Origin of the sequence: Pseudomonas frederiksbergensis, assembly GCF_003732705.1 — a bacterium.
Lineage (GTDB): Bacteria > Pseudomonadota > Gammaproteobacteria > Pseudomonadales > Pseudomonadaceae > Aquipseudomonas > Aquipseudomonas frederiksbergensis_F.
Window position 1 is genome coordinate 375,821 of sequence record NZ_MOBR01000006.1, and the last position, 17,871, is coordinate 393,691.

A 17,871-nucleotide genomic window follows, 5' to 3' on the forward strand; every position below is an offset into this window, starting at 1 on the left:
CACGCTCTGCGTGGGAATGCCTCAACGGACGCTCCGCGTTCGGCTTTGGAGGAGACGCGGAGCGTCCCGGGCTGCATTCCCACGCAGAGCGTGGGAACGATCATCGCGTCGGTCTCAGGACTTAGGTGGGTTGACCTTCGCCGCAATCGCATACGCCTTCACCGTCGCCGGACGGTTCTGGATGTGGGTGAACCAGCGCAGCACATTCGGGAAGTCTTCGAGGTTCTGGCTCTGCCACTTGTGGGACACGATCCACGGGTAGATCGCCATGTCGGCAATGCTGTACTCGTCGCCGGCGACAAATTCATTGCTCGCCAGTTGTTTGTCCAGAACCCCATACAGGCGGGCGGTTTCGTCGATGTAGCGTTTGATCGCGTAAGGAATCTTTTCCGGAGCGAATTGACTGAAGTGGTGATTCTGCCCGGCCATCGGCCCCAGGCCGCCCATCTGCCAGAACAGCCATTGCAGCGCTTGCTGGCGCCCGCGCAGGTCCTTGGGCAGGAACTTGCCGGTCTTCTCCGCCAGGTACAGCAGAATCGCTCCGGACTCGAACAACGGCAGAGGCTCGCCGCCATCAGCTGGCTCGTGATCGACGATGGCGGGGATTTTGTTGTTCGGGGAGATTTTCAGGAATTCAGGCTTGAACTGGTCGTTCTGGCTGATGTTGATCGGGTGCACGTCGTACTTGAGGCCGGCCTCTTCGAGGAAAATCGAGATTTTGTGGCCGTTGGGGGTGGTCCAGTAATACAGGTCGATCATGGAGTACTCCAAAAAATAGACGTCGTCAGGTTCGGACAGCAACCGCTCGCATCAGGTCGTCCTGTGTGCACCGCTAACTTGCTTGTAGGAAGAGGTGATGCTGAAGTGCGTGAAATTCAATGACCCGGCACGAGAAAAGTCAGCATGGAGCTCAAGACCAACGCGGCACTGATCATCATCGACCAGCAAAAAGGCATCCTGCACCCCAAATTGGGACGTCGAAACAATCCCCAGGCTGAAGAGCGAATCGTCGCGTTGCTGGCGCATTGGCGGCTGACCGGACGGCCGGTGATCCACGTGCAACACCTGTCCCACTCGCCGGAATCGGTGTTCTGGCCGCAGCAATCGGGGGTGGAGTTTCAGGAACGGTTCCTGCCATCGGTCGGTGAGCGACTGATCCAGAAGCGAGTGCCGGATGCGTTTTGTGCGACGGGGCTGGAGGCGGGGTTGCGCGAAGCGGGGATTGAACAGTTGATCATCGTTGGCGTGGCAACGAACAACTCGGTGGAATCCACGGCACGCACGGCCGGGAATCTCGGGTTTAACGCGTGGGTGGTGGAGGATGCGTGCTTTACCTTCGACAAGGCTGACTTTTTTGGCCATCCCCATTCAGCCGAGGAGGTTCACGCCATGTCGCTGGGCAATCTGCATGGCGAGTACGCCACCGTCGTCAGCACTGCGCAGATCCTTACGGCTGGCTAAATTCCTGTAGGAGCGAGGCGTGCCCGCGAAAAGGGCGCCTCGGTCAATCAGGCAAACCGCGTCATCGTTCTTCGCGGGCAAGCCTCGCTCCTACAGGAGGCTATGTCGTTCACAAAACCCATGTGGGAGCGAGCCTGCTCGCGAAGGCGATTCAACCGGCGAAGGCGATTCAACCGGCGAAGCCAATGTTCGCCCGAAGCATCAAGCGCCGTGGCACTTCTTGAATTTCTTGCCGTTGCCGCATGGGCAAGGGTCGTTGCGGCCGACGTCTTTCAGGGCGTTGCGCACCGGTTCCTGGTGGGCGTGGCCGCAGTTCGGGCCGTGGACATGGCCATGGTCGTGATCATGGTGATCGTGGGCATGATCGTCGTGATCGTGATTGCAGTCAGGGCCATGGACATGGGGTTGCTGGGTCATCGGGGTTACTCCGGAATTAAATCGGCGGGGATTATCACGCCATTACGCGCCAGGTGCACGTAGTGCGCGATGAATAAACCGGTTTCCAGTTCACCTTCCAGACGATAGGGGACGGGTTGCTTGGGGCTTTTGAGCATTTTCACCAGGTCGCGCACCTTGGGCCACAGGTTGGTGCGGATCGGCACTTTGAAATAGGCGCTGCGCTTGGGGCCCACCGTGAACCAGTGCTCGTGCTCGCCTTCGGTCAGCAGCATGTCGCCCAAATGAATGCGGTATTCGAGGCTGCGCACGGTCAAGTCGCTGTCGTTGGGGTTGTCGACGCGAAAGTGCAGCAGGAATTTCTGTTCCAGCAGTTTGGCCCGCACCACTTCGACCTTGACCAGATGCACCTGGGGATCCGGCTCGTCGTCACTGAACCAGGACGCGCAGCCGCCGAGGCTCAGGAGGATGAGCAGGGTGAGCAGATGTAAGGCGCGGCGCTGACTGGTCATGGTGGTGGTTCTCCCTTGAGAACCAGTCTAGCCTCTGTAGGAGCGAGGCTTGCCCGCGAAGAGGCCGTAACATCCAACTTCTATGTTGGCTGACACACCGCCTTCGCGGGCAAGCCTCGCTCCTGCAAAAGCAAAAAATCCAAAGCGCGGTTACCTCAAGCGCCGAAATACCCCGCGCAACACTTCTTGAATTTCTGCCCGCTCGCGCACGGGCAGGCGTCATTGCGCCCGGCCTTGAGCTGTACGGTCGGGTCGATGAAGTACCAGTGGCCGTTGTTCTGCACAAACGAGGAGCGCTCGCGGTGACTGTGTTCACCGCCGTCATCGTGCCAGCGGGCCGTGAACGTCACGAAAGCGTGCTCCGGTTGACCGCCAAACACCTCGGAGTTTTCCACTTCAAGGCCCAGCCAGGTGCTTTGGGCGCTCCAGTCGCTGATGGACTGGCGGTCCAGCCCGGCCTGTTGGGCGGGCAGGGTGGTCGCCACCAGATAGTCGATCAACCCCAGCACATAGGCGCTGTAGCGCGAACGCATCAAGGCTTCGGCGCAAGGGGCCGGATGGCCGGCATGGTAATGACCGCAGCAGGCATCCAGCAGGGTGCCGCTGCCGCAAGGGCAAATGGATGTACTCATTGCGTTACCACCAGTATTTCCCGAAGTTTTCCGGATTGGCCCAGAACCGTGAATTGAGCCAGTCGGGCACCTGTTTATAGTCAAGAAGATCATAGGTGAACAGTGTGAGCACCTGATCGTCGCGCTGGAAACGTTCGCTGGCTTGCAAGGCCAGGGAGAAAAAGTCGGTTTCCTGCCAGCCGCTGGCCGGCAAGTCCGCCAAGACCGCGATGCGGCTGGCGTTGAGGTTGCGGATCCCGCCCAGCAGGTTCAGGCCATCGCGTTTGGGCAAGTGCTCCAGGCAATCAACCACCAGCGCCAGGTCAAAGCGCCGCGCCGCCAACTCTGCCGGCAACGGTCCGGGCTCGGCATGGGCGACGCACGTGTCCGGGTGCGCGAGCTTGAACGCCTCCAGCGCCGGGAACTGGCTGGCGCCAATCAGCAACAGGCGCGCCGGGGCGTAGCGGTCAAGCAACGCGGCCAATGCCTGTTGCGGCGTGCGTGAAGAAATACCTGCAATCATCGAAGATCCTCAATCAGAACTGCCAAGACTAGCCTGCCCCAACGTTCGGGCCTAGAGCCACGGAGTGCCAAAAGTGTCGATCTGCCGTGAACATTGGGGAAAACGCCTATGGCCTATTGCTGGCGGAGATTAAAACTCCGGTCTTTACTCCTCTGAATCGGTTCTAAGCCGATCCCTCAGGAGAAAACTAGATGAGCATAGTTCGGACAGCATTACCCTTGGTTCTGCTAACCAGTGTGTTGACTGGTTGTGCAGGTTTGCAGAAAACCGATTGGCCGACCTGTGCGGCAGTCGGGGGCGTTGTCGGCGCCGGTCTCGGCGCAACCGAGAGTTCGGCGTGGGCGGGGTATGGCGCGCTGCTGGTTGGCGGCACGGCAGCGGCTTATTGCTGGGTGCACGGCGATGGCGACGAAGACGGCGATGGCGTGCCGGACAGCCGCGACAAGTGCCCGCACACGCCTAAAGGCGTGCAGGTCGATGCCAACGGTTGCCCTCCGCCAGTAGCCCCTGCACCAGTGGTTGAAGAGGCCGTGGTGGTCAAGGAAGAAACCATCGTCATCCGCGATGTTCACTTCCAGTTCGACAAAGCCACCCTTACTCCATCCGATAAAGAGGTGCTCGACAAAGTCGCTACTCGCCTGAAACAGGAATCGTCCACCGCGCGCCTGACCGTGACCGGCCACACCGACAGCGTGGGCAGCGATGCCTACAACAAGAAACTGTCGGATAAACGTGCACATTCGGTGGTGGAATACCTGATCCACGATGGCGTACCGCGCAGCAGCTTCGTCTCGGTAACCGGTGCCGGCGAAAGCCAGCCAGTGGCCGATAACAAAACTGCGGACGGCCGTGCGTTGAACCGTCGCACGGAAATCAAAATCGATCGTTAAAGCCCCTTCCGCTCCGCGGCTTGTGCAGTCGCGGATGCGGGTCTTTACTCCTGTGTAACCGGTATGGGCCGGTAACACAGGAGCATTCACAAATGAGCGTTCTCACAAGGACCGTCTTACCGGTTCTGCTGCTTGGCAGCCTGTTGACCGGTTGCGCTACTCACAGCGATGGCACTGCCCCCTTGAATCAACGTACCTGGCCGATCTGCAGCGTCATTGGCGGCCTGGTCGGCGGTGGCCTGGGCGCTATCGAAAGTGGCGGTTGGGCGGCCGGTGGAGCCGCGCTCGGTATCTTGACCGGCGGTTTGATTTGCTACGCCCAGGATGGCGACGAAGACAGCGACGGGGTCTTCGACCGCCGCGATCGTTGCCCCGACACGCCGGAAAATACCCCGGTCGATCATCGCGGTTGCCCGTTGCCGCAATACCCGGCCAGCGTGAAACCGGTCGAACCTGCCCCCGTCTCCGAAGTCATCACCCTGAGCGATGCCGGCAACGTGCTGTTCGCGTTCGACAAGTCGGACCTGACCCCCGCCGCCCGCAGCCAACTGGATGCATTGATGGGCAAACTGCAGAACGCTGACGTGGTCAGCATCAAAGTGGTGGGCCATACCGACAGCAAAGGTTCGGATGCTTATAACCAGGCGTTGTCGGAACGTCGCGCGAGCAGCGTGGCGGCCTATCTGTTGAGCCAGGGCCTGGCGCCGAACAAACTCACCAGCGAAGGCAAGGGTGAAAGCCAACCCGTGGCCGACAACGAAACTGAAGAGGGCCGGGCAAAAAACCGACGTGTGGAATTGCACATCAACCGCTGACGCATGACGTAGAGCCTCGATCTAGAGCCGCCGGGCGAAGAAATTGGTTAATCCGGCGGCCTTCTGGATGAATTTTCTCTCGCCCACTGGCATATCCCTTGCGGAAGCCGTTACTGTGCGCTCAAAGAATAATTCACAACGGGGGAGCGTATGAAGGTGTTTTGGGGGCTGGGGAAGCTGTTGACCCTGCTGTTCTGGTTGGTGGTGCTGGTCAATCTGCTGATCCCGTTTATCAATCCGCTGCACCTGTTGGTCAACATGGCCGGGGCGCTGCTGGCGGTCATCCATTTTCTGGAGGCGCTGCTGTGTTTTCGCAGCCTCAAAGGTCGCGCCCACCCATGGCGTGATCGTCTGAAGATCCTGTTCTTTGGCGTTTTCCACCTGCAAACCATTCCGGCCCCGGCCGTACCAGGGGCTTCCCATGCGTAAACTCTGCCTGCTTGCTGCACTCATCAGCCCATTGGCCTGTGCCCAGGTCGTGAGTGTCGAAACCAATTCCCTGATGCGCCTGCCCAACACCGCCAGCACCTTGCAACTGGAACGGCTGGAAGTGGCCGACCACGGCACCTTGCTGATCCCCTCGAACGTGACGGAAGTGACGGTGGGCGAATTGCACCTGGGGCGCGACGCGCGGATTGCCATCGTGCCCGGCGAACAGGCATTGGAACTGAAAGTCAGCCGCGCCGAGTTGTCCGAAGGCAGCCTGATCACCGCTCGCGGTGCGCCGGGGACGTACCTCAAGGCTGCGCGCTCCGGGCGTAACCTGAATTTGCTGATCAAAACCCTGAGCGCACCGACATTGACGGTCGATGCGCGCGGCGGTGCGGGAGCACCGGGTTTTGTCGGTCTGGATGGCGCCAACGGCGAGGATCCGGGTTGCACGTGGGGCGAGGCCGGTCGTGGCTTTGACGGCAGTAATGGCAGCGACGGTCAGCCTGGGGCGGCCGGTGCGCTGGTGCGCCTGCAAGTGCCCCGGGATTACCCGGTGGAGCAAATCAAGGTGCAGGTCGCGGGCGGTGCCGGTGGTCTGGCCGGCCCTGGCGGTAAACCGGGAGCGGGCGGCAAGTCCAAGGGCTGCCTGGTTTACAAGGCCGATGGCGGCAAGAGCGGCAAGCCGGGGGCTGATGGCCAGCCGGGACCTGCCGGTGCGGCGGGGGCTGTGACGGTTCAGCGGTTGTAATGCCGTAACTGACGGATTGTTCCCACGCTCCGCGTGGGAATACAGCCCGTGACGCTCCGCGTCACTGGACGCGGAGCGTCCCTTGAGGAATTCCCACGCAGAGCGTGGGAACGATCACGGCCGAGCCGCCGCAATCGCCACCAACACCAACCCGACAATCAAATTAATCCCCACCAACTTGCGAATCTTCCCCAGCGCAGCCGCACCCGCCGGCCAATCCTGCGCGTCCACCGCCGTGCGCAACTCCGGCAACAACAACGCCTGAATCCGGATAAACAGCGCGGTCATCACCACGTACAAGCCCATCATCACCTGCACATAACGCGGCGCGGCTTCAAAACCGGCGTATTGCAGATGAATCATGCCCACACCGCTGATCGGCAAAAGCACCACGGCCACCCAGACCCAGCGGAAAAAACCTTGAAACACTTCTACCCACAGCTTCAACCGGCCGGGGCCTTCCAGGGCCTTCATCGCCGCGGGGCGCAGGACCATCCAGGCGAAAAACATGCCGCCGACCCATACCAGGGCGGACAGGACATGCAGGGTATACACGAGGCTAAAAGCGGTCATTGAGGTACTCCGTTCTGCGCGGGATTAATTAGCGCGGTATGATAGCCGCCATCCGAAACCACTGAAAATTTATCCAGCGTTTTTTGCGCCCGACAATCCATGATCAGCACCGAACTCAAAACCACGATCCAGGGCGCCTATACGCGTTTTCTTGAAGCCAAGAGCCTCAAACCGCGTTACGGCCAACGCCTGATGATCGCCGAAATTGCCAAAGTCCTCGGTGCCATCGACACCGACGACGAAGGCCGGCGCAGTGGCGACCCCGCGATTGTCGCGGTGGAAGCCGGCACCGGTACCGGCAAAACCGTGGCCTACAGCCTGGCGGCGATCCCGACGGCCAAGGCTGCGGGCAAACGCCTGGTGATTGCCACGGCCACGATCGCCTTGCAAGAGCAGATCGTCTTCAAGGATTTGCCCGACCTGATGCGCAACAGCGGGCTGAATTTCACGTTCGCTCTGGCCAAGGGCCGTGGGCGCTACATGTGCCTGTCCAAGCTCGACATGTTGCTCCAGGAAGGTCAGGCGCAAACCGCCACCGCGCAGTTGTTCGAAGAAGAAGGCTTCAAGATCGAGGTGGATGAGGCCAGCCAAAAGCTCTTCACCAGCATGATCGAGAAGCTGGCCGGCAATAAGTGGGACGGCGACCGCGACAGTTGGTCCACCGCCCTGGAAGACGCCGATTGGGCGCGCCTGACCACCGATCACAGCCAATGCACCAACCGCCATTGCCCGAACTTCGGGCAGTGCGCCTTCTACAAGGCCCGCGAAGGCATGGGCAAGGTCGACGTGATCGTCACCAACCACGACATGGTCCTGGCCGACCTGGCCCTGGGCGGCGGCGCCGTGCTGCCGGACCCGCGCGACACCATCTACGTGTTCGACGAAGGCCACCACTTGCCGGACAAGGCGATCGGTCACTTCGCCCACTACACGCGCCTGCGTTCCACCGCCGACTGGCTGGAAACCACCGCCAAGAACCTCACCAAGTTGCTGGCCCAGCACCCGTTGCCGGGGGACCTGGGCAAGTTGATCGAACAAGTGCCGGAGCTGGCGCGAGAGATCAAGACCCAGCAGCAGTTCATGTTTACCGCGTGCGAGCAGGTCGCCGATTTCAAACCCGGCGAAGACGTCGAAGGTCGCGAGCGGCCGCGTCACCGTTTCGTCGGCGGGGTCATTCCCGAGCACATGCGCGAGATGGGCGTCGAGCTGAAGAAAGGCTTCGCCCGCCTGACCGACCTGTTCACCCGACTCACCGAACTGCTCAAGGAAGGCATGGACGGCGAGGTCAACATCGGCATCGCCAGCAACCAGGCCGAAGAGTGGTATCCATTGTTTGGCAGCCTGTTGTCCCGTTCTTCGGGCAACTGGGAATTGTGGGTCGCGTTCACCGCCGAAGACCCGGAAGACAACCCGCCGATGGCGCGCTGGCTGACCCTGGCGGAAAGCGGTTCGCTGTTCGATATCGAGGTAAATGCCAGCCCGATCCTCGCGGCGGAAATGCTCCGGCGCAATTTGTGGAACGTGGCTTACGGCGCTTTGGTGACCTCGGCGACGCTGACTGCCCTCGGTACGTTCGATCGCTTTCGCATGCGCGCCGGCCTGCCGAAAACCGCCGTCACCGCCGTGGTCCCGAGCCCGTTTCATCATGCCGACGCTGGCGTGCTGCGGGTCCCGGACCTGAAGGCCGATCCCCGTGACGCACCGGCCCACACCGCTGCGATCATTCGTGATCTGCCATCACTGGTGGAAGGTTCGCGGGGCACGTTGGTGCTGTTCTCTTCGCGCAAACAGATGCAGGACGTGTTCGACGGCCTCGATCGCGACTGGCGCAAGCAAGTGTTCATTCAAGGCAACCTGTCGAAACAGGAAACCCTGAACAAGCACAAGGCGCGGGTCGATGGCGGGGATTCGAGCGTGTTGTTCGGCCTGGCGAGCTTCGCCGAAGGCGTGGATTTGCCCGGTGCTTATTGCGAACACGTGGTGATCGCCAAGATCCCGTTCTCGGTGCCCGACGATCCGGTGGAAGCCGCATTGGCCGAGTGGATCGAAGCCCGGGGCGGCAACCCGTTCATGGAAATCTCCGTGCCCGACGCCTCGCTGAAACTGGTTCAGGCTTGCGGTCGCTTGCTGCGTACTGAAGAAGATCGCGGCACCATCACTTTGCTTGATCGACGTCTGGTCACCCAGCGTTATGGCAAAGCGATCCTCAATGCGTTGCCTCCTTTCCGACGTGAAATTTCCTGATACACGCGTGGGCAATTTTGCCCACCGCGTTGTCTATCTCTCTGCCATCGCTTTTCCACTGGCCATTGTTGGTCGTTAGGGAGAATTTCGTTCTCATGATTCGTCGTTCGTTGCCTGCTGTATTTGCCCTGTTGTTCGCAACGCCCTTGCTGGCCGCCCCTGCGGGCCAGCAGACGCTGTTCAACTTTGTGCGCCCCGCCGATGTAGTCACGGTGGCGACCCAGGACGCCAGCCTGCCGCAATCCAACGCCGAGCAAACGGCCGAAGGCGAAGTGCTGCGCCGGGTGACCTTCAACCCGGTGGCCAAACCTACGTTGCGCCTGACTCCGCAAACCGGCGCCTGGGACTGGTCGCAGTCCGGTGTCATGAGCTTGCGGGTCCAGAGCGCGATGAACTGGGCCTTGACCCTCTACGTGACCATCCAGAGCAATGACGGCAAGACCCTGGTCAGCCGCGTCGATCTGCCGGCCGGCCCGGCGCAAACCCTGCTGGTGCCGCTGGTGGCCAGTTCGCCGCTGAGCCAGGGCATGAAGGCGGGTCCGCCGATGCCCATGACCGTCGACGGTCAGCGCGTATTGTTGGCCAGCAGCGCGGGTGAACTGGATCGCAGCCAAGTGGTGTCGGTGAGCGTGTCGATGGATCAGCCGAACGTGGCCCAGAGCATCCTGCTGGAGCGCTTCGGCGTGCAGGATGGCGAGGATGTGAACAAAGCGGTGTATGGCGCTCTGGTGGACGCTTACGGTCAGTCGACCCGAGCCAAGTGGCCAGAAAAAGTCAGCAATGACGAGCAACTGAAAGCCGCCGCCGCGAAAGAACAGCAACAACTGAAAACCTGGCTGGCCGAGCGCGAGAAATCGTCACTCGACAAATTTGGTGGCTGGAACAAAGGCCCGGCGTTCAAGGCCAGCGGTTTTTTCCGCACCGAAAAGCGTGACGGTCGCTGGTACCTGGTGACGCCGGAAGGTCATCCGTTCTATTCCCTGGGTGTAAACACCGTTGCCCCGGACGTCGATCAAACTTACGTCGCCGGTCGCGAGTGGATGTTCGAAAACCTGCCAAAACCCGATGAGCCGCTGGCCAGCCACTTTGGCGACGGCGACAACCGGGGCGGCAACGGTGCCGATCAGGGCCGGGCCTACAACGCCGGGCGCTGGTATGACTTTTATGGCGCCAACCTGCAACGCCTCTACGGTCCGCCTTGTGCGGTGCCTAGCGAAACCAAGGCCGGTGTGGCCGAAGCGGCCAAAGCTGATGCGGTTGCGCAAACGGCGGAAAAAGCCGCTGAGCAACCTGTGGCGCCTTCGACGGCCGAATCCGGGATTGCCGAAGCTGCCAAGACCGGAGCCACCGAAGCGACAGTCGCCAAAGCAGTCGAACCCTGCAAAGCCGTGGTGGATGAACAACGCTGGACCACGCACACCCTCGATCGCCTGCAAGCCTGGGGCTTCAACACCGTCGGCAACTGGAGCGCCCCGGCGCTGGCGAACGCGGATCGCGTGCCGTACACCTTGCCGCTGTCGATCGTTGGCGACTACGCCAGCATCAGCACCGGCACCGATTGGTGGGGCGGCATGCCCGACCCGTTCGACCCGCGTTTCGCCATGGCCACCGAGCGTGCCGTGGCCATCGCAGCACGGGATCATCGTGACGATCCATGGCTGATCGGTTACTTCGCCGACAACGAACTGGCCTGGGCCGGTCCCGGCAATGATCCGAAGTCCCGTTATGCCCTGGCCTACGGCACCTTGAAAATGACCACCGACGTGCCGGCCAAACGCGCGTTCCTCAAGCAATTGCGCGACAAGTACCGTAACCAGGCGGGCCTGTCGAAAGCCTGGGGCATTGACCTGCCGGCGTGGGAATTGATGGAGGATCCGGGCTTCGAAGCGCCGCTGCCTGACGCCGAACACCCGGAAATCGAAGCTGACTTCAAATACTTCCAGAAAGTCTTTGCAGACACCTACTTCAAGACCATTTCCGACTCGCTCAAGTGGCACGCGCCGAACCAGTTGCTGCTCGGTGGCCGTTTCGCCATCAGCACCCCGGAAGCGGTCGAGTCCTGCGCGCAATACTGCGATGTGTTGAGTTTCAACATGTACACCCTGCAACCGCAGGACGGTTACGACTTTGCCAAACTGCGCAGCCTGGACAAACCGGTGCTGATCACCGAGTTCAACTTCGGCTCTGCGGATCGCGGCCCGTTCTGGGGCGGCGTGACGCAACTGGCCAAGGAAGAAGACCGCGGCCCGGCCTACGCCAACTTCCTCAAACAGGCGATGAGTGAGCCGTCGATTGTCGGCGTGCACTGGTTCCAGTACCTCGATCAGCCCGTGACCGGTCGTCTGCTGGATGGCGAGAACGGCCACTTCGGTCTGGTAGGCATTACCGATGTGCCGTTCCAGGGCTTCGTCGACAGCGTGCGTAAAAGTAACCTGGCGACCGTCGATCAACTGGGCAAAGAGGCCGAGAAAGCCAGGGCTGAGGCGGATAAGGCCAGCCACGCAGGCGAGGGCGGCAGGAAAGCAGACGCCGGCAAAGGCCCGGGGCAGGGCGCCGGGCATGCGGGTGGGCATTCGGGCAATGGTCATTAATATTTGAGACCGCGTTATCGTTCTTCGCGGGCAAGCCTCGCTCCTACAGGTTCTGCGTAATCCCTGTAGGAGCGAGGCTTGCCCGCGAAGGCGGCCTCAAATTCACTAAAGATTTCTAAACAAATCTATGGGCGGCTACACCGCCCAGCCCGCCCCTGTTCCCAAAACCCTCTAGGGCTGGAACAATGCGGACCACTTTGTAGAGCGTTTATCCGGGGGAGTTGCGTTTGCAGATTCAGGGTCATTACGAGCTTAAGTTCGAAGCGGTGCGCGAGGCCTTCGCCGCACTGTTCGACGATCCCCAGGAACGTGGCGCTGCGTTGTGCATCCAGGTCGGCGGTGAAACCGTCCTCGACCTTTGGGCCGGTACCGCTGACAAGGACGGCCTTGAGGCTTGGCACAGCGACACCATCGCCAACCTGTTCTCCTGCACCAAGACCTTCACCGCCGTCACCGCGCTGCAACTGGTGGCCGAAGGCAAGCTGCAACTCGATGCCCCGGTTGCCAACTACTGGCCCGAATTCGCCGCCGCTGGCAAAGCATCCGTGACCTTGCGCCAATTGCTCTGCCATCAGGCCGGCCTGCCGGCCCTGCGCGAGTTGTTGGCTCCCGAAGCCTTGTATGACTGGCAAACCATGGTCGACGCGCTGGCCGCCGAAGAACCCTGGTGGACGCCGGGCCAAGGCCATGGCTATGCCGCGATCACTTACGGCTGGCTGGTGGGCGAGTTGCTGCGCCGTGCTGACGGTCGTGGTCCGGGGGAATCCATCGTTGCGCGGGTCGCCAAACCGTTGGGCCTGGATTTTCATGTCGGCCTGGCAGACGAAGAGTTTCACCGCGTGGCGCACATCGCCCGGGGCAAGGGCAACGTCGGCGATGCCGCGGCCCAGCGTCTGCTGCAAGTGACCATGCGCGAGCCGACGGCCATGACCACCCGGGCGTTCACCAACCCACCGTCGATCATGACCAGCACCAACAAACCGGAATGGCGGCGCATGCAACAACCCGCCGCCAATGGCCATGGCAATGCCCGCAGCCTGGCCGGGTTCTACGCCGGTCTGCTCGACGGGAGCTTGCTGGAAAGCGAGATGCTCGACGAACTGACCCGCGAACACAGCCTCGGTGACGACAAGACTCTATTGACCCGGACCCGCTTCGGCCTGGGTTGCATGCTCGATCAACCGGACGTTCCGAACGCCACCTACGGCCTCGGCCCTCGGGCATTCGGTCATCCGGGCGCTGGCGGTTCCATCGGCTTTGCTGACCCAGAGCACGATGTGGCCTTTGGTTTTGTGACAAATACGTTGGGACCGTATGTCTTGATGGATCCACGCGCGCAGAAGCTCGTACGGGTACTTGCCACTTGTCTGTAAAGCTTTGCTGAACGTTCCTGCACAGGAACCTCGTAACCTTTTTCGATTCAAAGCGTCTGTTTATGCGGTCCCGATGTGGGCCTGTGTTTATTACTTCATTTTGTGGATATCCAATGTCATCCAATAAAACTCTCGCTTTGGCACTGTGCTTCGCCATCACCGGTTGCGCGCAAACTCCGCAAAATGACGCCGAGGGCGGCAGCCACTGGTGGCAGTTCGGTTCTTCCGACAAAGTCGCCGCCAAAGAGCCAGCTCCAGCCCCGACGCCTGATCCATTGAAAGCGGCGATCACCGCGCCGGTGGTCAAGGCTGAAAGCAGCAGCCGTTGGTACTGGCCGTTTGGCTCCGATGAAAGCGCCGACAAGCCTGCGGACAAGGCAGACGTCAAACCTGAAGCCAAGCCCGCAGCCAAACCGGCTGATGTCGCCAAGGCTGACGCCGATGCGGGTGGCAAGTGGTGGTGGCCGTTCGGTGGCAAAGACCAGAGCACCGCCAAAGCCGTGCCGATGCCGGATCCGAAAGTGACCCAGGCCTGGCTCGACGATTACGAACCGCGTCTGCGCGAAGCGATCAAGGACAGCAACCTGCAACTCGAGCGTCGTGAAAACGTGCTGGTAGTCACCGCGCCGGTGGACAGCTCGTTCAACCCGGACCGCCCGGCCATGCTGCTGCCGGTCACCTTGGGCCCGTTCAGCCGTGTCGCGAAAATTCTTGAACTCGATCCGAAGACTGCTGTGTTGGTACTGGGTCACAGCGATACCTCGGGCGCCGTTCCAGCCAACGTAAAACTGAGCCAGGAACGCGCCCAGGCCGTGGCCGCGATCTTCCGCCTCAGCGGTTTGCAGCGTGATCGCCTGATGCTGCGTGGCATGGGCGGTGAAGCACCGCGTGCCGCCAATGACAGCAATGAAGGCCGTGCCTTGAACCGTCGCGTGGAATTGCTGGTGACCCCGCAAAACACCATGGTGGCGTTGCTGAGCAAGTACAACATGCCAGCCCCGGCGCCGGTGACCATGGTCGCTGCCCAGACCGCCAAGCCAGTGGTCGCGCCTGTGACACCTGCGCCAGCCGCCAAGAAAGCCGCTGTGCCCGCTGCGAAAAAGGCTCCAGCCAAGAAAGCAGCTGCCAAGACGCCGGCCAAAAAAGCCCCAGCCAAAGCCGCGACCCCGGCGAAAAAACCTGCGCCGGCCAAAGCTGCTGCTGATTCGAAGAAAGTCGTAGCGACGGATGCTGCGAAGAACTGATCGTTAACCAGAAGGAATGTGCCATGACCCAGGCCCTGGCTGATATGCGTCGCGACTACACCCGTGACGGTTTGACCGAGGCGCAAGCCCCGGCCGAGCCGTTCGCGCTGTTCCATCAGTGGTTCGCCGATGCGGTGAAAACCGAACAGGTGCCGGTCGAGGCCAATGCAATGACCCTGGCCACCGTCGATCTGGACGGTCGGCCCCATTGCCGCATTCTGCTGCTCAAGGGCCTGGATACTCAGGGCTTCACCTTCTTCACCAACTACGACAGCGCCAAGGGCCAGCATCTGGCGGTGAACCCGTTCGCCGCCATGACGTTTTTCTGGCCGACCCTGGAGCGCCAAGTGCGCATCGAAGGGCGCGTGGTGAAGGTTTCGCCTGAAGAGTCCGACGCCTACTTCCAGGTCCGGCCCCTGGGCAGCCGTCTCGGTGCCTGGGCTTCGCCCCAGAGCCGGGTGATTGCCGATCGTGGTGAGCTGGAAGAGTTGCTCAAAATCACCGAGCAGCGCTTCAGCGATACCCAACCACACTGCCCGGAACACTGGGGCGGTTACCGTTTGCTCCCTGAGCGCATCGAGTTCTGGCAAGGCCGTCCGAGCCGCCTGCACGATCGCCTCAACTACCGCTTACAAGGCGCCGACTGGATTCTTGAACGTCTGGCACCCTAAGCAGTCTACCGACGGGGATAGCCTGCCGCAGCGGCCTCAAGCCACTGCGGCAGGTCCCGACGCTTGATCTTCTGCGTCTGAGCGTTCGCCAGTTGCTGGAGCATGAAGGCTTTTTTGTGCTCGTCCTTCCCGGCCAAGGCTAACGCCAAATCACGGTCCATCCAGCGTTTGATCCGTACGTACAACCACCAATGGAAGTACAAACCGGCCACCGTCGTGACGACAATGATGAAGTAATCCATGAAAAATCCTTGGGTCAATGGCGCAGTTTTTGGTATTTGCCGCTACTGTGGTGTGAGTTCAGAAGTGTCTGTACCGGGCCTGAATGAAACCAATTTTATCCGGGCGATGCCGTGACAGGCGTCAAGCTGCGGAGTTTAATGAATACCTGTCCTTTGGAGTTGATGCTATGCGTAAGTCTGTTTTGCTGGTTGCTTCCTTTTCCACGATGGCGATGTTGCTCACCGGCTGCCAATCCAGCCTGACCGGTGACTCCTACTCCCGTGACGAAGCGCGTCGCGTGCAGACGATTCGCATGGGCACCATCGAATCCCTGCGCCCGGTGAAAATCGAAGGCACCAAAACCCCTGTCGGCGGTGTTGCCGGTGCCGTGGTTGGTGGTGTTGGCGGCAGCGCAATTGGTGGCGGTCGCGGCAGTATCGTTGCTGCGGTGATCGGTGCCGTTGCGGGTGGTTTGATTGGTTCGGCCACTGAAGAAGGCCTGACCCGTACTCAGGGCGTTGAAATTACCGTGCGTGAAGACGACGGCAGCATGCGTGCCTATGTGCAGCAGGTTCAGGAGAATGAAGTGTTCCGTGTTGGCGAGCGGGTGCGGATTTCTACGGTTGGCGGGACTAGTCGCGTTTCGCACTAAGCGCAAGCGAGTACAAGAAAACCCCGATCAGGTGACTGGTAGGGGTTTTTTGTGTCGGTGGTTTCCGTTTAGGATTTTTTCAACGCCGTTAGGCGTTGGCAAAGTCCCAAGTAATAAACCAAATCGTTTCTGAAAGAACTACCTACGATTTCCATAATCGCAACAGCTTGAGTGTGGGATAACTCGTGCTCACCTTCAGGTATATCCCACAAAGCCGACCAACCCATTGCCTTAAGCACCGCTCCTTCTAAGGCTTGCGGTACATCCTTTTCATACTGTAGTGAATCGTCTGTATTGGGTTCAGAGAAGAATCCAGAAAGTGCGATAAAGATGTTCACCAGGCCTTCCTATACCGAAACGATATTTGGTAGTCGAAGGTGGCTGGTTCGATTCTGTGAATAAACAAGGGCTGAAGTTTTTGAATCCAGTCAGCTTTTACATCGAACCCGCCGTCATAAATATTGCCGGCATCCATCAAGCCCAACGCGTCAATTATTGAGCCGTCGTCTCCTAAATCTGCGGAGTATTCTTTCCCGCTCGCGATTTCCGTTTTTTTATCGTACCAATCCAAACTGACTTTCAAGCCCATACAATCCTCACAAGTACTTTTTAATGCTTCGTTTCTTCTTGGGTGGATCTATTTGCTCGCCCGTCGTGTGATCGAATGAGCCTAAATGACTGCCATCGCTAGCGAGGTATGCCTCTAATTCGCCGTGCAGGGAATCCCACTCATAAATCGTCCGTCCTTTAGCATCCATCCAACGGGACCTGAGCCCTCCGCCACCTTGTTTGGGCGTTTTCTTTTTAACCTCCTTCAGCCCTGAAAAGCCTGTGATCTCCTCTGTTTCAGGTGGTGAGTGATAGTCGTGATCAGGGTTCGGAAGTTTTCTTCCCGATACGTTAACCACAATGTAAACGGGCTTTACCCCCGACCCCACCGGAAACACAAGAATGAAATCCTTGTACTCAGGCGGATAAACCGGGTTCACGATGATGCTGTCCGCCGCTTTCGTCGGTGGATAAACCCAGATATGCGGGGCTTGCGGCGCGGCTTCCAAAGCAGGAATACCAAGGATGTCGGAGCCATCCACCGCCGGGGTCCAGATCAGTTCGATGCCATCCCCGAGATCCGCTACCTGCTGACTGCCGCGCAGCTCGAACTGCGCGACATCCACCATTTCCCAATCGCGGTTTTTGCCGGTGTAGAAGCCGTAACCCTTGAGACTGCCGTCTGCTTGTTGTTCAACTCTGAGGCGAACACGGGTGCGAGCCTGTTTAAGTGCGCGCAGTTGGTCTTCGGTATAGAGCGCGCTATCGCCCAGGCTCGGCGTCCAGAACAACGCGACCAAACCGGCTAATACGGTGGCGCCTGCCGCGCCAATGGCTGGCACTGCAGGAATGGCCGGAGCGCGTAAAGCGATACGTCCGATGCCAAGCGGGAGGGTATTGGCGCTGATGGTCTGCAGATTCAACAGCCCGGCTTCATCCACCTCGCGAGCACCAAGCCAGGCAACTTCCCCGTAGTCCTTGAGGCTGTCGGTAGGCACCATCCCCGAAGGATTGGAGTAATCGATGATTGCGTCCGGCAGCTTGCAGGACTTGGCGAAGACGCACCCCGCGCGAACGTTTTCGTCTTTGGAGGAGGTGATGGGAAGATTGCGTTCGAAGGCTGCCTGCCTCGCGAGCATGTCGTCGTAGGCTTGCTGTCGGGCGTCCCGCTCAGCCAGTTCAGTGGCGCTCATGAAGCGATGGGTGACGCGATGCCCGTCACCCGACGGTGGGTTTTTAACCCGGGGAATGTCCTTGTTGCCAGCCACTGATCGTCCTTGAAATTCGTCCGTCGACAGCCCCATGAAAGGGCTGAACGACGTTAACGAATGTGGCTAATCGTGGCTGTAGGACGAGTCTCTGAT

21 protein-coding genes are annotated in these 17,871 nt (G+C 60.2%); 11 read left to right on the plus strand and 10 right to left on the minus strand.

The features are described 5' to 3' along the window. Positions 1 to 114 precede the first annotated feature (114 nt). On the minus strand, positions 115 to 759 hold the full coding sequence (locus BK667_RS06630; protein ID WP_123597123.1) for a glutathione binding-like protein: 645 nt from the start codon (positions 757 to 759) through the stop codon (positions 115 to 117). A 144-nt stretch (positions 760 to 903) separates the two neighbouring features. Here BK667_RS06630 and BK667_RS06635 point away from each other — a divergent pair, with 144 nt between their 5' ends. Then, positions 904 to 1,461, plus strand: coding sequence for a cysteine hydrolase family protein (locus tag BK667_RS06635; RefSeq protein ID WP_123597124.1), 558 nt, complete (start codon positions 904 to 906; stop codon positions 1,459 to 1,461). A 201-nt stretch (positions 1,462 to 1,662) separates the two neighbouring features. Here the strand turns inward: BK667_RS06635 and BK667_RS06640 are convergent, their stop codons facing one another. The 4 genes from BK667_RS06640 to BK667_RS06655 all read right to left on the minus strand — a co-directional run bounded on the left by BK667_RS06640 (position 1,663) and on the right by BK667_RS06655 (position 3,503). After that, positions 1,663 to 1,878 carry an SEC-C metal-binding domain-containing protein gene (locus BK667_RS06640; protein WP_054046981.1) on the minus strand — a complete coding sequence of 72 codons (216 nt, stop codon included), beginning with the start codon at positions 1,876 to 1,878 and terminating at the stop codon, positions 1,663 to 1,665. A gap of 5 nt (positions 1,879 to 1,883) precedes the next feature. Continuing rightward, on the minus strand, positions 1,884 to 2,369 hold the full coding sequence (locus BK667_RS06645) for an LEA/WHy family protein (protein ID WP_123597125.1): 486 nt from the start codon (positions 2,367 to 2,369) through the stop codon (positions 1,884 to 1,886). Positions 2,370 to 2,524: 155 nt separating this feature from the next. Next, a complete protein-coding gene (locus tag BK667_RS06650) occupies positions 2,525 to 3,001 on the minus strand; it encodes a YchJ family protein (RefSeq protein WP_123507334.1) in 477 nt (158 codons plus the stop codon). 4 nt (positions 3,002 to 3,005) lie between these two features. Further along, a complete protein-coding gene (locus tag BK667_RS06655) occupies positions 3,006 to 3,503 on the minus strand; it encodes a DUF6231 family protein (RefSeq protein ID WP_123507336.1) in 498 nt (165 codons plus the stop codon). 191 nt (positions 3,504 to 3,694) lie between these two features. On the opposite strand from BK667_RS06655, the gene BK667_RS06660 reads away from it, so the two are divergent. The 4 genes from BK667_RS06660 (at position 3,695) to BK667_RS06675 (ending at position 6,388) form a co-directional block, all read left to right on the plus strand. Then, positions 3,695 to 4,393: a PA1041 family peptidoglycan-binding anchor lipoprotein gene (locus tag BK667_RS06660; RefSeq protein ID WP_123507338.1), complete on the plus strand. Its 699-nt coding sequence runs from the start codon at positions 3,695 to 3,697 to the stop codon at positions 4,391 to 4,393. A 92-nt stretch (positions 4,394 to 4,485) separates the two neighbouring features. Then, on the plus strand, positions 4,486 to 5,208 hold the full coding sequence (locus BK667_RS06665) for a PA1041 family peptidoglycan-binding anchor lipoprotein (RefSeq protein ID WP_123507340.1): 723 nt from the start codon (positions 4,486 to 4,488) through the stop codon (positions 5,206 to 5,208). Between the two features lie 150 nt (positions 5,209 to 5,358). Further along, positions 5,359 to 5,637, plus strand: a complete 279-nt coding sequence (locus BK667_RS06670; protein ID WP_123597126.1) for a DUF1145 domain-containing protein — start codon at positions 5,359 to 5,361, stop codon at positions 5,635 to 5,637. Beyond that, positions 5,630 to 6,388: a collagen-like triple helix repeat-containing protein gene (locus BK667_RS06675; protein WP_123597127.1), complete on the plus strand. Its 759-nt coding sequence runs from the start codon at positions 5,630 to 5,632 to the stop codon at positions 6,386 to 6,388. Before BK667_RS06670 ends, BK667_RS06675 begins: the two co-directional genes overlap by 8 nt. A gap of 114 nt (positions 6,389 to 6,502) precedes the next feature. Here the strand turns inward: BK667_RS06675 and BK667_RS06680 are convergent, their stop codons facing one another. Next, positions 6,503 to 6,961, minus strand: coding sequence for a CopD family protein (locus BK667_RS06680; RefSeq protein ID WP_123507345.1), 459 nt, complete (start codon positions 6,959 to 6,961; stop codon positions 6,503 to 6,505). A 99-nt stretch (positions 6,962 to 7,060) separates the two neighbouring features. Here BK667_RS06680 and dinG point away from each other — a divergent pair, with 99 nt between their 5' ends. The 5 genes from dinG to pdxH all read left to right on the plus strand — a co-directional run bounded on the left by dinG (position 7,061) and on the right by pdxH (position 15,084). Continuing rightward, a complete protein-coding gene (gene dinG, locus BK667_RS06685) occupies positions 7,061 to 9,205 on the plus strand; it encodes an ATP-dependent DNA helicase DinG (RefSeq protein ID WP_123507347.1) in 2,145 nt (714 codons plus the stop codon). Between the two features lie 95 nt (positions 9,206 to 9,300). Beyond that, positions 9,301 to 11,796, plus strand: coding sequence for a beta-galactosidase (locus tag BK667_RS06690; RefSeq protein ID WP_123597128.1), 2,496 nt, complete (start codon positions 9,301 to 9,303; stop codon positions 11,794 to 11,796). Positions 11,797 to 12,023: 227 nt separating this feature from the next. Next, positions 12,024 to 13,169: a serine hydrolase domain-containing protein gene (locus BK667_RS06695; RefSeq protein WP_123597129.1), complete on the plus strand. Its 1,146-nt coding sequence runs from the start codon at positions 12,024 to 12,026 to the stop codon at positions 13,167 to 13,169. A gap of 113 nt (positions 13,170 to 13,282) precedes the next feature. After that, the gene (locus BK667_RS06700) at positions 13,283 to 14,413 is read left to right on the plus strand and encodes an OmpA family protein (protein WP_123597130.1); all 1,131 of its coding nucleotides are present in this window, start codon (positions 13,283 to 13,285) and stop codon (positions 14,411 to 14,413) included. A 23-nt stretch (positions 14,414 to 14,436) separates the two neighbouring features. Next, a complete protein-coding gene (gene pdxH, locus BK667_RS06705) occupies positions 14,437 to 15,084 on the plus strand; it encodes a pyridoxamine 5'-phosphate oxidase (protein WP_123507355.1) in 648 nt (215 codons plus the stop codon). Positions 15,085 to 15,089: 5 nt separating this feature from the next. Here the strand turns inward: pdxH and BK667_RS06710 are convergent, their stop codons facing one another. Then, positions 15,090 to 15,326 carry a hypothetical protein gene (locus BK667_RS06710; protein WP_123507357.1) on the minus strand — a complete coding sequence of 79 codons (237 nt, stop codon included), beginning with the start codon at positions 15,324 to 15,326 and terminating at the stop codon, positions 15,090 to 15,092. A 167-nt stretch (positions 15,327 to 15,493) separates the two neighbouring features. On the opposite strand from BK667_RS06710, the gene BK667_RS06715 reads away from it, so the two are divergent. After that, on the plus strand, positions 15,494 to 15,958 hold the full coding sequence (locus BK667_RS06715) for an outer membrane lipoprotein (protein WP_054046952.1): 465 nt from the start codon (positions 15,494 to 15,496) through the stop codon (positions 15,956 to 15,958). 68 nt (positions 15,959 to 16,026) lie between these two features. Here BK667_RS06715 and BK667_RS06720 read toward each other — a convergent pair whose 3' ends face one another. Genes BK667_RS06720 through BK667_RS06730 form a run of 3 tightly spaced genes read right to left on the minus strand, consistent with a single transcriptional unit; the run spans position 16,027 to position 17,775 of the window. Next, positions 16,027 to 16,296: a pyocin S6 family toxin immunity protein gene (locus BK667_RS06720; protein ID WP_259697924.1), complete on the minus strand. Its 270-nt coding sequence runs from the start codon at positions 16,294 to 16,296 to the stop codon at positions 16,027 to 16,029. Next, the gene (locus tag BK667_RS06725) at positions 16,293 to 16,547 is read right to left on the minus strand and encodes a colicin E3-like toxin immunity protein (protein WP_123507359.1); all 255 of its coding nucleotides are present in this window, start codon (positions 16,545 to 16,547) and stop codon (positions 16,293 to 16,295) included. Before BK667_RS06725 ends, BK667_RS06720 begins: the two co-directional genes overlap by 4 nt. A gap of 7 nt (positions 16,548 to 16,554) precedes the next feature. Then, complete coding sequence (locus tag BK667_RS06730; protein ID WP_123597131.1) at positions 16,555 to 17,775, minus strand: colicin E3/pyocin S6 family cytotoxin; 1,221 nt, start codon at positions 17,773 to 17,775, stop codon at positions 16,555 to 16,557. Positions 17,776 to 17,871: the final 96 nt, after the last annotated feature.

Bases quoted from the DNA above. Each gene is read 5' to 3' on its own strand.
- BK667_RS06630 (WP_123597123.1), bottom strand. From the start codon at position 759: ATGATCGACCTGTATTACTGGACCACCCCCAACGGCCACAAAATCTCG.
- BK667_RS06635 (WP_123597124.1), top strand. From the start codon at position 904: ATGGAGCTCAAGACCAACGCGGCACTGATCATCATCGACCAGCAAAAA.
- BK667_RS06640 (WP_054046981.1), bottom strand. From the start codon at position 1,878: ATGACCCAGCAACCCCATGTCCATGGCCCTGACTGCAATCACGATCAC.
- BK667_RS06645 (WP_123597125.1), bottom strand. From the start codon at position 2,369: ATGACCAGTCAGCGCCGCGCCTTACATCTGCTCACCCTGCTCATCCTC.
- BK667_RS06650 (WP_123507334.1), bottom strand. From the start codon at position 3,001: ATGAGTACATCCATTTGCCCTTGCGGCAGCGGCACCCTGCTGGATGCC.
- BK667_RS06655 (WP_123507336.1), bottom strand. From the start codon at position 3,503: ATGATTGCAGGTATTTCTTCACGCACGCCGCAACAGGCATTGGCCGCG.
- BK667_RS06660 (WP_123507338.1), top strand. From the start codon at position 3,695: ATGAGCATAGTTCGGACAGCATTACCCTTGGTTCTGCTAACCAGTGTG.
- BK667_RS06665 (WP_123507340.1), top strand. From the start codon at position 4,486: ATGAGCGTTCTCACAAGGACCGTCTTACCGGTTCTGCTGCTTGGCAGC.
- BK667_RS06670 (WP_123597126.1), top strand. From the start codon at position 5,359: ATGAAGGTGTTTTGGGGGCTGGGGAAGCTGTTGACCCTGCTGTTCTGG.
- BK667_RS06675 (WP_123597127.1), top strand. From the start codon at position 5,630: ATGCGTAAACTCTGCCTGCTTGCTGCACTCATCAGCCCATTGGCCTGT.
- BK667_RS06680 (WP_123507345.1), bottom strand. From the start codon at position 6,961: ATGACCGCTTTTAGCCTCGTGTATACCCTGCATGTCCTGTCCGCCCTG.
- dinG (WP_123507347.1), top strand. From the start codon at position 7,061: ATGATCAGCACCGAACTCAAAACCACGATCCAGGGCGCCTATACGCGT.
- BK667_RS06690 (WP_123597128.1), top strand. From the start codon at position 9,301: ATGATTCGTCGTTCGTTGCCTGCTGTATTTGCCCTGTTGTTCGCAACG.
- BK667_RS06700 (WP_123597130.1), top strand. From the start codon at position 13,283: ATGTCATCCAATAAAACTCTCGCTTTGGCACTGTGCTTCGCCATCACC.
- pdxH (WP_123507355.1), top strand. From the start codon at position 14,437: ATGACCCAGGCCCTGGCTGATATGCGTCGCGACTACACCCGTGACGGT.
- BK667_RS06710 (WP_123507357.1), bottom strand. From the start codon at position 15,326: ATGGATTACTTCATCATTGTCGTCACGACGGTGGCCGGTTTGTACTTC.
- BK667_RS06715 (WP_054046952.1), top strand. From the start codon at position 15,494: ATGCGTAAGTCTGTTTTGCTGGTTGCTTCCTTTTCCACGATGGCGATG.
- BK667_RS06725 (WP_123507359.1), bottom strand. From the start codon at position 16,547: ATGGGCTTGAAAGTCAGTTTGGATTGGTACGATAAAAAAACGGAAATC.